The organism is Herbaspirillum sp. RV1423, from assembly GCF_000577615.1.
GTDB lineage: Bacteria > Pseudomonadota > Gammaproteobacteria > Burkholderiales > Burkholderiaceae_D > Herbaspirillum.
The window spans coordinates 1-12,897 of record NZ_CBXX010000003.1; the positions used below are offsets into that span (position 1 = coordinate 1).

Consider the following 12,897-nt stretch of genomic DNA (forward strand, 5'->3'; position numbering starts at 1 on the left):
AAGAAGGCCGGGATGCCCGCCCCGCCGGCGCGCAGCTTCTCGGCCAGCGTGCCTTGCGGGGTGAATTCCAGTTCCAGTTCGCCGGCCAGGTATTGGCGTTCGAATTCCTTGTTCTCGCCGACGTAGGAGGCGATCATTTTCTTGATCTGCCGCGTGGTCAGCAACTGCCCCAGGCCGAAACCGTCGACGCCGGCATTGTTGGATATCGCCGTGAGGTTCTGCACGCCGGACTCGCGCAGCGCCGCTATCAGCGCTTCCGGTATGCCGCACAGGCCGAAACCGCCGACAGCGATCGTCTGACCGTCCTTGACGATGCCGGATAACGCGCTGGACGCGTCGGGATAGACTTTATTCATACGGTCGCCTCTCTTTTCTGATTGTTGCAGGATGTTGCCGAAACCTGCCGGCACATTCTAATCCATCTGTATGACCTCAGCTTGACGGCTCACGCTGTCTAGACCGGCATGGCCTTATTGTCGTTGAGGTCGAGCCAGCCCTTGATGATGCGATAGGCTTTCCAGATCCATGCCAGTGCCCAGATCAGCACCGCCAGCGGAATGCCGACGATGGTCATCCAGACGACGCCGCCGGCGAACATCCAGAACAGATACCACCAGAACGAACGGATCTGCCAGCGATGATGGCTATAGACGAAAGTGTCCGCAGCATCGCCGCGCTTGAGGTAATTGACGATCAGCGGCAGCCACGACAACATGCCGAGCGAGAACACCAGACTCAGCCCGTGGAAGATGTACAGCCACCAGGCCAGATCCTTGGCCGATTGCAGGTTGGTATCCAGCATCAGTTCCTGATTCATGCTCATGCGCACCTCCTGTGCATTTAAGTAAGTATGTTCAAGATGCCATCCAGACCGACAAAGTTCAATGCAACATCGGCCTGCGCACGCACCACAGGCTTGGCGCGAAAAGCCACCGAAAGACCGCTGACGCCCATCATCTTCAGATCGTTGGCGCCGTCGCCCATAACGATCGCTTGCGAGGTCGGTACGCCCAGAGCGGCGCAAACGCGTTCGACGGTCAGGCGCTTTTCATCGGCATTGACGATGCCGCCGACGACTTTTCCGGTGAGTTTTCCGTCGATGATTTCGAGCACGTTGGAGTGCGTGTAATCGAGATTCAGACGGCTCTTCATGCGGTCGGTGAAGAAGGTGAAGCCGCCCGACACCAGCAAGGTTTTCAGACCGGCGGCCCGAATCGCTCGCAGCATCTTTTCCGCACCCGGCGATAACTTCAGACGTTCATCGTAGACGCGTTGCAAGGCGCCCGCATCGAGTCCTTTGAGCAAGGCGACCCGGCGCGTCAGGCTCTCATTGAATTCGATTTCGCCGCGCATGGCGGCTTCAGTGATTTCCGACACCAGCGGCTTCAACCCTTGCATGTCGGCGATCTCATCGATGCATTCAATCGTGATCAGGGTCGAATCCATGTCCATCGTGACCAGCTTGAAATCCTTCAGCGTACACCCTGCTTCGACGAAGGCGTAGTCGACTTGCTGCGCCAGACAGGCTGAGTCGATTTGCGCCTTGAGCCCATCGTTGAAGGCGACGCCTTCGCAACGCCAGGCATGAGCGCCGACATCGATGATACGCTGCGGCCGCGCAAGCCCGATGATCGCCTCGACATCGGCGCGATTGGTATTCAGTCCTTGCAAGATCAGATTCATGATGCGTCTTTTTCGTATTTTCAAAATTCGTTCAGCCGACCAATGAGCGCATGGTCGCTTTGACCTGTGCCACGCGCGCGCTGAGGTCGGGCATGTTGACGGTGATGCGCAACTTGTCCTGGCCGTTCAGCTTGATGTGGCGGTTCTTCTGGATCAGTTCGATGATGCGCATGGCGTCGACCGGTGGATTCGGCACGAACTGCAACACCGCCGATTCGGCATGCGCGTCGATCTTGATGATGCCCAGCGGCTTGGCGGCGATGCGCAGGCGGTGCGTCTCGACCAGCGCCTTGGCGACTTCAGGCAACTTGCCGAAACGATCGATCAGTTCTTCCTGCAAGGCGTCGATGGCGTCCTGCTCGGTGCAGTTGGCGAAGCGCTTGTACAGCGACAAGCGTTCGTGCACGTCGCCGCAATAATCGTTGGGCAGCAAGGCCGGCACATGCAGGTTGATCTCGGTGGTGCTGGCCAGCGGCGCAGCGAGGTCCGGCTCCTTGCCGTCCTTGAGCGCGCGCACCGCTTCGTTGAGCATGTCGGAATACATCTGGAAACCGATCTCATGCATTTCGCCCGACTGGCTGTCGCCGAGCACTTCGCCGGCGCCGCGGATTTCCAGATCGTGCATGGCGAGGTAAAAACCGCTGCCGAGTTCTTCCATCTGCTGGATCGCTTCGAGTCGGCGCTGTGCCTGCTTGGTCAATCCCTTGACGTCGTTCACCAGCAAATAGGCATAGGCCTGATGATGCGAACGGCCGACGCGGCCGCGCAATTGGTGCAACTGGGCCAGGCCGAATTTGTCGGCGCGGTGCATGATGATGGTGTTGGCGGTCGGCACGTCGATACCGGTCTCGATGATGGTGGTGCACAGCAGGATGTTGGAACGCTGCGCGACGAAATCGCGCATGACTTTTTCCAGGTCACGCTCGTGCATCTGGCCGTGCGCGATGACCACGCGTGCCTCCGGCAACAGGGCTTCGAGCATGGCCTTGCGGTTTTCGATGGTCTCGACTTCGTTATGCAGGAAATAAACCTGACCGCCGCGCTTGAGCTCGCGCAGGCAGGCTTCGCGGATCGTCGATTCGCCTTCGGCGCGTACGAAAGTCTTGATCGCCAGGCGCTTTTGCGGCGCCGTGGCGATGATCGAGAAATCGCGCAATCCTTCCAGCGCCATGCCGAGCGTGCGCGGAATCGGCGTGGCGGTCAGCGTGAGTACGTCGACCTCGGCGCGCAGCGCTTTGAGCGATTCCTTCTGGCGCACGCCGAAGCGATGTTCTTCATCGATGATGACCAGGCCCAGGCGCGAGAACTTGACGTCGTCGGATAGCAGCTTGTGCGTGCCGATGACGATGTCGAGTGTGCCGTCGGCCATGCCCTTGATCGCTTGCGTGATTTCCTTGCCGGTGCGGAAACGCGACAGTTCGGCAATGCGCACCGGCCAGTTGGCGAAGCGATCGGCAAAGGTCTGCGCATGCTGCTCGGCCAGCAAGGTGGTCGGCGCAAGAATGGCGACCTGCTTGCCGCCCATGACGGCGACGAAGGCGGCGCGCAAGGCGACTTCCGTCTTGCCGAAGCCGACATCGCCGCAAATCAGACGATCCATCGGCTTGCCGCTGGTCATGTCGCCGATGACGGCGTTGATGGCGGCGGCCTGGTCAGGCGTTTCTTCAAAGCCGAAGCTCTCGGCGAAGGTTTCGTAATCGCGCGCGGAATACTGGAACGCGTGTCCCTGGCGCAGCGCGCGGCGCGCATACAGGTTCAGCAATTCGGCGGCGGTGTCGCGGATCTGTTGTGCCGCACGGCGCTTGGCTTTTTCCCACTGCCCGGAACCGAGCGCGTGCAGCGGTGCGTCTTCCGGCGAAGCGCCCGAATAGCGCGAGATCACGTGCAATTGCGACACCGGCACGTAAAGCTTGGTTTCCTTCGCATATTCGAGATGCAGGAACTCGGTCTCGCCCTCGCCCAGGTCCATGCTGAGCAAACCCATGTAGCGGCCGATGCCATGGTTGGCATGGACCACCGGGTCGCCGATCTTGAGCTCGGACAAATCGCGCACCATATGCTCGACTTGCGTGACGGCTTCCTGTTTCTTGCGGCCGAGGCGGCGGCCCGAGCCGGCATACAGTTCGGTCTCAGTGATAAATGCGACCTGCTCTTGCTCCAGCTCGAAACCGGCATACAAGGGCGCCACGCCCAGCATCAGTTGCTCGTCGTTGGCGATGAAGCTGTCGTAGCCGTCGCACAGCGCCGGATGCAAGTCGTATTCCGCGAAGTATTGCTGCAAGGTTTCTCGGCGGCCGTTCGATTCGGCGCACAGCATGACGCGCTTGCCGGTCTTGAGCAGGTAGGCGCGCAGGTTGGTCAGCGGATCGTCGGTGCGGCGATTGACAGCGACATTGGGGATCGGCGCCGACAGAGCGGAAGGCGCGTCGTCGGTTTGGAGTGCCCAGCGGCCGTACGGTTTGACCAGCGTAAAAAAATCTTCGTCGGTCAGGAATACTTCCTCCGGCGCCAGCACCGGACGTTCGCGATCGGCCTTGAGGAAATTGTGGCGCGAGCGCGTATCGCTCCAGAAGCGTTTGATGGCCTGGTCGATGTCGCCGACGGTGGCGAACATGGACGTCGACGGCACATACTGGAACAGCGTCGCGGTCTGCTCGAAGAACAGCGGCAGATAGTATTCGATGCCGGCCGAGGCGATGCCGTTGCCGATGTCCTTGTAGATTGCCGAACGCGACGGATCGCCTTCAAAGACTTCGCGCCAGCGGCTGCGGAAAGCGGTGCGCGAGGCCTCGTCCATCGGGAACTCGCGCCCCGGCAGCAGGCGCACTTCGCGCACCGGATACAGCGAGCGTTGGGTGTCGGCATCGAAGGTGCGGATGGTTTCGATGGTGTCGCCGAACAAGTCGAGGCGATACGGCAGCGCCGAACCCATCGGAAAAATGTCGATCAGGCCGCCCCGCACTGAATATTCGCCGGGCGACATGACTTGCGTCACGTGGGTGTAGCCGGCCAGCGTAAGCTGCGATTTCAGGCGCGCTTCGTCGAGCTTCTCGCCTTGCTTGAAAAAGAAAGTGTACCCGGCCAGGAAACCCGGCGGCGCCATGCGCAGCAAAGCGGTCGTGGCCGGTACGATGAGCACGTCGCAGTGGCCGTTTTGCACTTCATACAGGGTCGCCAGGCGCTCCGACACCAGGTCCTGGTGCGGCGAGAAGGCATCGTAAGGCAAGGTTTCCCAATCGGGCAGCAAATGGCAGCGCAACTTGTCGTCATCGCCTGCGGCGCGCTGGAACCACGGAATTTCCGACAACAGCCGCTGGGCGTCGGTGGCGCTGGCCACGACCACGGTCAGCATGCGCCGGTCGGCTTTGAGCGCGACGGCGGCCTGCGCCAGCAGACAGGCATCGGCGGAGCCATGCACCGCAGGAGGAACGAAACGCGCGCCCGGCTTGGGAAGGGATTTTTTCAGGTCAAAAGACATTGGCTGGATTGGGAAGCGCACCCGGAGTACGCAAAATACGACAAAATGCTGCTGAGCGAGCTGAGTTTGGCTTTAAAATTCAGCCTCACATTATAAACGAAGCCCTCTGCAGACAAGGCCGCGCCCCGACGGCGCCGCGAGCAGGCATTTCCTGCGCTCTTGCTGCCATGGCGCCCTCGGCATGACAGCTTCCGCATCATCACGCTTGGCCCGACATTTCGCCCTGATCCCCGCCGCCGGCGTCGGCGCGCGCCTGGGCGGCGACATCCCCAAGCAATACATGCCGCTGGCCGGCAAACCGATGCTGCAATATGCGCTCGATACCTTCGCCGCCAGCGACGCCATCGCGCATATATTTCTGGTAGTAAGTGTAAACGACGGCTATGTCGACGATTTCCTTGCCGCGCAGCCACAACTTGCGGGCAAGCTGACGGTATTGCGCAACGGTGGCGCGACGCGGCAAGACAGTGTCCTCAACGGCTTGCAGGCGATTCGCGCGCAGGTCGGCGACGACGATTGGGTGCTGGTGCATGACGCAGCCCGCCCAGGACTGAATGCGGAACTCCTGAACAAGCTCATTGCAGCGTTGCGCGACGATACGGTCGGCGGCTTGCTGGCGCTGCCGGTAGTCGATACGCTCAAGCGCAGCAGCGCAGACATTGCGCAACGCGTGCAGGCGACGGTGCCGCGTGAGGCATTGTGGGCCGCGCAAACGCCACAGATGTTTCGCTACGCCTTGCTAACGGGCGCGCTGGAACAGGCCCATGCACAGAACCGCGTCGGTGATATCACCGACGACGCCAGCGCCATCGAAATGCTGGGCCTGCAGCCGAAGCTGGTGGAAGGCAGCCCGCGCAATATCAAGGTCACGTTGGCGCACGATGTCGCACTGGCCGAACTCTTCCTGAAAACGTAAAGGACAAACATGACTTTCGCCCCTCCCCCTCTATTTCGCATCGGCCAGGGCTACGATTGCCATGCGCTGGTGGCGGGACGCAAACTAATCATCGGCGGCGTCGACATCCCGCACAAGACCGGACTGCTTGGACATTCCGACGCGGATGTGTTGTTACATGCCATCACCGACGCGATTTTCGGCTCGGCCGGACTGGGCGACATCGGCCGCCATTTCCCTGACACCGACGCGCAATTCAAGGGAGCCGATTCGCGCGTCCTGCTGCGAGAAGCAGCCAGGCGCCTGGCTGCGGCGGGCTATGCAGTCGGCAATGTCGACGCCACCATCATCGCCCAGGCACCCAAGATGGCGCCGCATATTGCGGCCATGACGGCGCATGTGGCCGATGATCTTGGTATTGCGCCGGAGCAAGTCAACATCAAGGCGAAAACCAACGAAAAACTCGGATATCTGGGCCGCGAAGAAGGCGTTGCCGCCGAAGCGGTGGTTTTGGTCTACAAACCGTCTGCAAATAAAATCGTTCTCACAGAGTGAAAAACGCTTGCATTGACGATTTAATCGGTATAATTAAACGGTCGTTAAGATTCGAGTTGGTAGTGCGGTATTAGTCTGTCATTCCTCTCTAGGGTTAAACGATAATAACGGGCGAAGCCCAGACTAACTTATTTAGGAATTAACATGGCAACTGGTATCGTAAAGTGGTTCAATGACTCGAAGGGCTTCGGCTTTATTACTCCTGACGCGGGCGGCGAAGATTTGTTCGCACACTTCTCGGCTATCCAATCGAATGGCTTCAAGTCGCTGAAAGAAAACCAACGCGTTTCCTTTGAAGTGACTACTGGTCCTAAGGGCCAACAAGCTTCGAACATCGTTCCGACGGAATAATCGATTCGCGTTCGATAAAAAATCCCCGACATGTCGGGGATTTTTTTTGTCCGCACGTTTTGCAGAAGCGTCGATATCCGGCGATTGGCCATGCAACTGCGCAAATGAAAACGCCCGGCACGACCGGGCGTTTTCAATAAAGCGATGAGCAAGATAATACGGCTATCCTGTCGCACCACTCTTCATCAGATTTCTTCGTACAACGGCAACGTCAGGAATTCGGCAAACGTCGCCGAGGTAGACATTTCCTCGAAAATCTTCGCAGCGCGGTCATAAGTCGGGCCGTTGCCGGCGACTTCCTTGACCTTGACCAGTTCTTCCGGAATCATCGCGCGCACCATGTCGGCGGTGACCTTGCGGCCGTCTTCCAACTTACCCTTGCTGCTGCGGATCCACTGCCAGACTTGTGCGCGGCTGATTTCGGCGGTCGCGGCATCTTCCATCAGGTTGTGGATCGGCACGCAGCCGTTGCCGGCTAGCCAGGCGCCCAGATAGTGGATGCCGACGTTGATGTTGTAGCGCAGACCGGCTTCGGTGATCGGCGTTTCCGGCTGGAAGTTGAGCAGGTCGGCCGCCTTGACGTCGACGTCCGGACGTTGCTTCTCGAACTGGTTGGGCTTGTCGCCCAGCACCGCCACGAATTCCTTCATCGACGCTTCGACCAGGCCCGGATGCGCAACCCAGCCGCCATCGTAGCCGTCGGTGGCGTCGCGGCGCTTGTCGTTGATGATGCCTTGCATCGCAACGGCGTTCTTTTCCGGATCATTCTTGATCGGGATCAGCGCACTCATGCCACCGATCGCCGGCGCGCCGCGCTTGTGGCAGGTCTTGAGCAGCAGCAGCGCATAGGCGCGCATGAACGGCGCAGTCATCGTGACCTTGGCGCGGTCTGCCAGGCAGAAGTCCTTGTCGTTCTTGAACTTCTTGATGCACGAGAAAATGTAATCCCAGCGGCCGGCGTTCAGGCCCGCGCTGTGCTCGCGCAGTTCGTACAGGATTTCTTCCATCTCGAACGCGGCGGTGATCGTTTCGATCAGCACGGTAGCCTTGATGGTGCCTTGCGGTAGGCCGATTTCATTTTGCGCCATCACGAAGATGTCGTTCCACAGGCGCGCTTCCAGATGCGACTCCATTTTCGGCAGGTAGAAGTACGGACCGGCGCCGCGCGCCAATTGCTCCTTGGCGTTATGGAACAGGAACAGCGCGAAGTCGAAGATACCGCCGGAGATACGCTTGCCGTCGATGGTGACGTGCTTCTCGTCGAGATGCCAGCCGCGCGGACGCACGACCAGAGTGGCGATCTTGTCGTTGAGCTTGTAGCTCTTGCCGTTCGATTCCAGCGAGATGGTGCGGCGGATCGCGTCGAACAGGTTGATCTGGCCGCTGATCTGATTGTCCCACACTGGCGAATTCGAATCCTCGAAGTCGGTCATGTAGCTGTCGGCGCCCGAGTTGAAGGCGTTGATGACCATTTTGCGCTCGACCGGGCCGGTGATTTCGACACGGCGGCATTCCAGCGCCTTCGGGATCGGAGCGATCTTCCAGTCGCCGCTGCGGATATGCGCGGTGTCGGCCAAGAAGTCGGGACGCTCGCCGGCGTCCAGGCGTTTGACGCGCTCGGCGCGGGCCGCCAGCAACTCTTGGCGACGCGGCTCGAAAGCGCGGCTTAATTTGGCTACTAGCGCCAGTGCGTCGGGGGTCAGGATCTGTTCATAACCAGGCTTGATTTCACCAGAAATCTGCATCCCGGCCGGCAGTGTCAATTGCGTCATGCTGTGCTCCTAAGTAAAAAAAATCGAATGAGAATTCGTTGTCGCATTGTATTTTTATGCACTTAGTATATTTAAACTAAATCCACATGAGTAAAACGTTTTATCACTTTATCTTTGCGTTTTAGTCATAAGTGAAGGGATAATGACTGCGCAGCTTTTCAGCCTTCGAGGGTACCCTGATGGATCAGTTCAAGCAAATTTCCACCTTTGTCGACGTCGCCGCCAAAGGCAGCCTGTCCGCCGCCGCGCGTGCCGAAGGCATTGCGCCGGCCATGATCGGCCGCCGCCTCGATGCGCTGGAAGAAAGACTGGGCGTCAAACTACTGCAGCGGACCACGCGCAAGATCGTGCTGACCAATGAAGGTACCGCCTTCCTGGAGGACTGCCAGCGCATTCTGACCGATCTGGAAGACGCTGAATCCTCGGTATCCGAGCGCAGCGCCCGGGCCAGCGGCAATTTGCTGATCTCCGCCCCGGCAGGTTTCGGCCGCCAGCACGTAGCGCCGCTGGTGCCGTCTTTTCTGGCCGAACACCGCGACGTCACACTCACGCTCAATCTCAACGACCGCATTGTCGATCTGATCGGCGAAGGCGTCGACGTCGCCATCCGCATCGCTGCGCTGACCGATTCCAACCTGATCAGCGTCAAGCTGGCCGACAATCATCGCGTGGTGGTGGCGGCGCCCTCTTATCTGCGCCGCTTCGGCACGCCGGAAACGCCCGACGATCTGGTCCGGCATAACTGCCTGGCCATCAGCAGCGAGGGTAGCCAGCGCGGCTGGACGTTTCGCCATCACGGCAAGAACAGTATTTTCAAGGTCACCGGAAACATGGTCTGCAACGATGGCGAGGTGCTGCACAACTGGGCGCTGAACGGCAAGGGACTGGCCTGGCGTTCGATGTGGGAAGTGGGTTCTGCGATCGAATCGGGAGAGCTGGTCACCGTACTCGACAAATTTGCCGCACCGGGCAACGACATCTATGCGGTGTTTGCGCAGCGGCGGCATCTGCCTTTGCGGATCCGGGCGTTCGTGGATTTCCTGCGGCACGCTTATGCGCAGCCGGATTACTGGCGCAAGAAATAAGAACGGGGATTGCGTGACGACGCTGGATCCAGGCTTTCGCCGGGACGACGAAGACAGAGCAAAAAGACAGGCGCTTCCTCCGTCGTCCTGACGGAGGTCAGGACCCAGCGTCGTACAACTGTCTGATGAATTACAACCCGGTATGCCCGGCCACGAAAGCTTTCACCATCGCCGCATCGGCAGGCATCACTTCAAACCGCTGCGGCAAGGTTTCGATGTTCTCGAACCCTGCGGGACGTTCGGCATCGCGGCCCAGCGCTTCGCGGATAGTTTCGTTGAACTTGGCCGGCAAAGCGGTTTCCAGCACGATCATGGTGACTCCCGGCGCGAGGTTTTCGCGCGCGACCTTGATGCCGTCGGCGGTATGCGTGTCGACAGTGATGCCGTAATTCTTTTCGGCGAAGCGGATGGTTTCCAGGCGGTCCGCATGCGTCGACTTGCCGGATGCAAAACCGTAGCGGATCACGCCGGCGAATTCGTCGCCATCGCTGCCCGGCTTGCCTGTCAGATCGAAACCTCCGGCCGTCTCCACCTTGTGGAACAAGGCCTTCACGCGCGCACTGTCGCGGCCCACCAGGTCGTAGATGAAGCGTTCGAAGTTGGATGCCTTGCTGATGTCCATGCTCGGGCTGCTGGTGTGATAGGTTTCGGCCGACTTGCGCACGCGATAAATACCGGTACGGAAAAATTCGTCGAGCACATCGTTCTCGTTGGTCGCCACCACCAGCTTGTCGATCGGCAGGCCCATCATGCGAGCGATGTGGCCGGCGCAGATATTGCCAAAGTTGCCCGACGGGACGGTGAATGACACCTTTTGGTCATTGCCCGTCGTCGCACTCAGGTAGCCACGGAAGTAGTACACCACCTGCGCCACCACGCGCGCCCAGTTGATCGAATTGACGGTGCCGATCTTCTGCTTCGCCTTGTAGTCGAGATCGTTGGAAATGGCCTTGACGATGTCCTGGCAATCGTCGAACACACCTTCCACTGCCAGGTTGAAAATATTGGGATCCTGCAGGCTGAACATTTGCGCGGTCTGGAATGCGCTCATCTTCTTGTGCGGCGATAGCATGAAGACGCGGATGCCCTGCTTGCCGCGCATGGCGTATTCGGCTGCGCTGCCGGTGTCGCCGGAAGTAGCGCCGACGATATTGAGCTCGGCGCCCTTCTTCGCCAGCGCGTATTCGAACAGGTTGCCCAGCAACTGCATCGCCATGTCCTTGAAGGCCAGCGTCGGACCGTTCGACAAACCTTGCAACACCAGCCTCTTGCCGTCCTTGTCTTCCAGCGTACGCAACGGCGTGATCTGCGCGGCGTCTTCGCCGGCGCGCGTATTGCGATAGATGTCGGGGGTGTAAGTCTTGCGGGTCAGCGCTTTGAGGTCCGCATCGGGAATGTCGCTCGCGAATTTTTTCAGTACTTCGTAGGCCAGGTCGGCGTAAGACAGCGTGCGCCACCGTTCCAGCTCGGCGCTACTGACTTGCGGATAGTGCGCAGGCAGATACAGGCCGCCATCCGGCGCCAGGCCGCCCAGCAGGATTTCGGAAAAGGAAGGTGTTGCAGAGTGACCGCGAGTGGAAACGTATTGCATGGCGTAAGTGAGATAGGTCTTGCAGCAGGTTGCACGAAGAGCGCCATTATAGCTGGCTCGCGAGACGGTCTTGCGATTTTCCGCCGACGGCGGCCTGCTGGACGTTATAGAACGACGTGCGGCTGCGACGCCAGTAGAATCCTGATCAACTCGGCCTGACGCCTGGCGCCGGTCTTGGCGAACAGGCTGGCCAGATGAGTCCGCACGGTGTTGCGGCTAACGTCGTTCTTCAGCGCATAGGATTCCACCGTCTCGTTCTCCAGCAAGGCTTCGGCCAGCCGCGTCTCCGCCGGTGTCAGGCGATAGATGATCTGCAACTGCACCGCGCGCGCGATGCGCTGGCGCATCATGTCCTGCAGGATCAGGAGCGCGAACGGACCGCCGCACAAGGGATCGAGCGCGGCCGGAATCGTCGCAGGAATCACCGACACCAGCAGCGGCACGGTTTGCTTACGACGGGCGACGGCAAACCATTGCCCCTGGCGCGGCTCCTGCGTCGTCGCCATGCGCAGCGCGCGCTGCAGTTTTTCGGCATCGGCCGGCTCGCACGCTGCGAGCTTGTCGTTGCGCACGGACAAGCCATCGGCGACGGCCAGGGTCTCCGTCGCCTGCTGATTCAGGGAAACGATACGGCCCGCGGCGTTGACCCATGCCGTGCCATACGGCAGATGCGCCACCACCGATTCGCTGGCCGACTGCTGGCGCTCCAGCGTCTGCATGCGCGCACGCAGCGCCGCCGAACGGATCAGGTGCGGCGACAGGCTGCGCAGGAATTCATATTCCGTTTCGGCGTATTCGCGGGCGCCGAGCGGTCTCAGGAAGGCAATCGCTTCAGATTGCGTGGTGCGCTCGCCGATGCGCCCCACCACCATATGACGGCCGCCGTATTTGAACAGAAAATCGTTATAGATCTCGCTCTTGCGCACGAAGCGCTCGTCGAAACGCTGATGGTCGGCGCGCCACTCGCCGACTTGCCCGGTGGCAAGCCAGCCGAGACGATCGTCGACCTGGCTGTAGTATTCCTTGTATTCGAGATCGCCGGCTTGGTAGTCGCCGTTGCTCACGCAGGAGGCGATCACCTCGCGGCTCTGCACGTCCATCTGAACGTAATGGCCGGCGATGGCGCCCACCTCGCGGCAGATCATTTCCATGGCTGGCGCAATCCGGCTGAGATCCTGGACCGAGTCGTAAATCAACTCCACCAGTTGGCCGAAGCGCTGTTCCGCGTTCCCCGTAGACATAATTTAGAGCCCCTGAATCGCTTTGTTCGATGCGACTTCTATCCCCCGCGTCTGAGCATAGAACATTTCACTGTCTCATTCAAATGGGTGAGGCTTTTTTTACGAGCGATCTTTAGAACGCATCTCACGCCTATTGATGAAATGAGTTCCAGAATAAATGCAACAAAAAATGCCTGCCGTCATCTTTCGGTACAAGGTCGTGTCATGAGCGGATAAAAAATGCAGGCACTGCAATAAATCTGTCAT

11 protein-coding genes are annotated in these 12,897 nt (G+C 59.7%); 4 read left to right on the plus strand and 7 right to left on the minus strand.

Annotated features, from left to right (window positions below):
* The 4 genes from RV1423_RS03440 to mfd all read right to left on the minus strand — a co-directional run.
* Positions 1-356 (minus strand): succinyl-CoA--3-ketoacid-CoA transferase (locus tag RV1423_RS03440; RefSeq protein WP_034293210.1); only part of this gene is annotated, 356 nt, incomplete at its 3' end.
* A 98-nt stretch (positions 357-454) separates the two neighbouring features.
* The gene (locus RV1423_RS03445; protein WP_034293722.1) at positions 455-817 is read right to left on the minus strand and encodes a membrane protein; all 363 of its coding nucleotides are present in this window, start codon (positions 815-817) and stop codon (positions 455-457) included.
* A gap of 23 nt (positions 818-840) precedes the next feature.
* The gene (serB, locus tag RV1423_RS03450; protein ID WP_034293212.1) at positions 841-1,683 is read right to left on the minus strand and encodes a phosphoserine phosphatase SerB; all 843 of its coding nucleotides are present in this window, start codon (positions 1,681-1,683) and stop codon (positions 841-843) included.
* Between the two features lie 31 nt (positions 1,684-1,714).
* Positions 1,715-5,161, minus strand: coding sequence for a transcription-repair coupling factor (gene mfd, locus RV1423_RS03455; protein WP_034293214.1), 3,447 nt, complete (start codon positions 5,159-5,161; stop codon positions 1,715-1,717).
* Between the two features lie 181 nt (positions 5,162-5,342).
* Between mfd and ispD the strand changes: the two genes are divergently transcribed.
* The 3 genes from ispD to RV1423_RS03470 all read left to right on the plus strand — a co-directional run bounded on the left by ispD (position 5,343) and on the right by RV1423_RS03470 (position 6,962).
* Entirely contained in the window at positions 5,343-6,077 is a 735-nt protein-coding gene (gene ispD / locus RV1423_RS03460) for a 2-C-methyl-D-erythritol 4-phosphate cytidylyltransferase (protein WP_034293216.1), read from the plus strand.
* A gap of 9 nt (positions 6,078-6,086) precedes the next feature.
* Complete coding sequence (ispF, locus tag RV1423_RS03465; protein ID WP_034293218.1) at positions 6,087-6,611, plus strand: 2-C-methyl-D-erythritol 2,4-cyclodiphosphate synthase; 525 nt, start codon at positions 6,087-6,089, stop codon at positions 6,609-6,611.
* Positions 6,612-6,755: 144 nt separating this feature from the next.
* Entirely contained in the window at positions 6,756-6,962 is a 207-nt protein-coding gene (locus RV1423_RS03470; protein WP_034293220.1) for a cold-shock protein, read from the plus strand.
* 185 nt (positions 6,963-7,147) lie between these two features.
* Here RV1423_RS03470 and aceB read toward each other — a convergent pair whose 3' ends face one another.
* Positions 7,148-8,734 (minus strand): malate synthase A, encoded by a 1,587-nt coding sequence (aceB, locus tag RV1423_RS03475; protein ID WP_034293222.1) that lies wholly within the window; start codon positions 8,732-8,734, stop codon positions 7,148-7,150.
* Positions 8,735-8,913: 179 nt separating this feature from the next.
* Between aceB and RV1423_RS03480 the strand changes: the two genes are divergently transcribed.
* Positions 8,914-9,819, plus strand: a complete 906-nt coding sequence (locus RV1423_RS03480) for a LysR family transcriptional regulator (RefSeq protein ID WP_034293225.1) — start codon at positions 8,914-8,916, stop codon at positions 9,817-9,819.
* A gap of 130 nt (positions 9,820-9,949) precedes the next feature.
* On the opposite strand, the gene thrC is transcribed toward RV1423_RS03480, so the two are convergent.
* Together thrC and RV1423_RS03490 are read right to left on the minus strand one after the other, a co-directional pair.
* Positions 9,950-11,410: a threonine synthase gene (gene thrC / locus RV1423_RS03485; RefSeq protein ID WP_034293227.1), complete on the minus strand. Its 1,461-nt coding sequence runs from the start codon at positions 11,408-11,410 to the stop codon at positions 9,950-9,952.
* Between the two features lie 104 nt (positions 11,411-11,514).
* Entirely contained in the window at positions 11,515-12,651 is a 1,137-nt protein-coding gene (locus RV1423_RS03490) for a helix-turn-helix transcriptional regulator (protein WP_034293230.1), read from the minus strand.
* Positions 12,652-12,897: the final 246 nt, after the last annotated feature.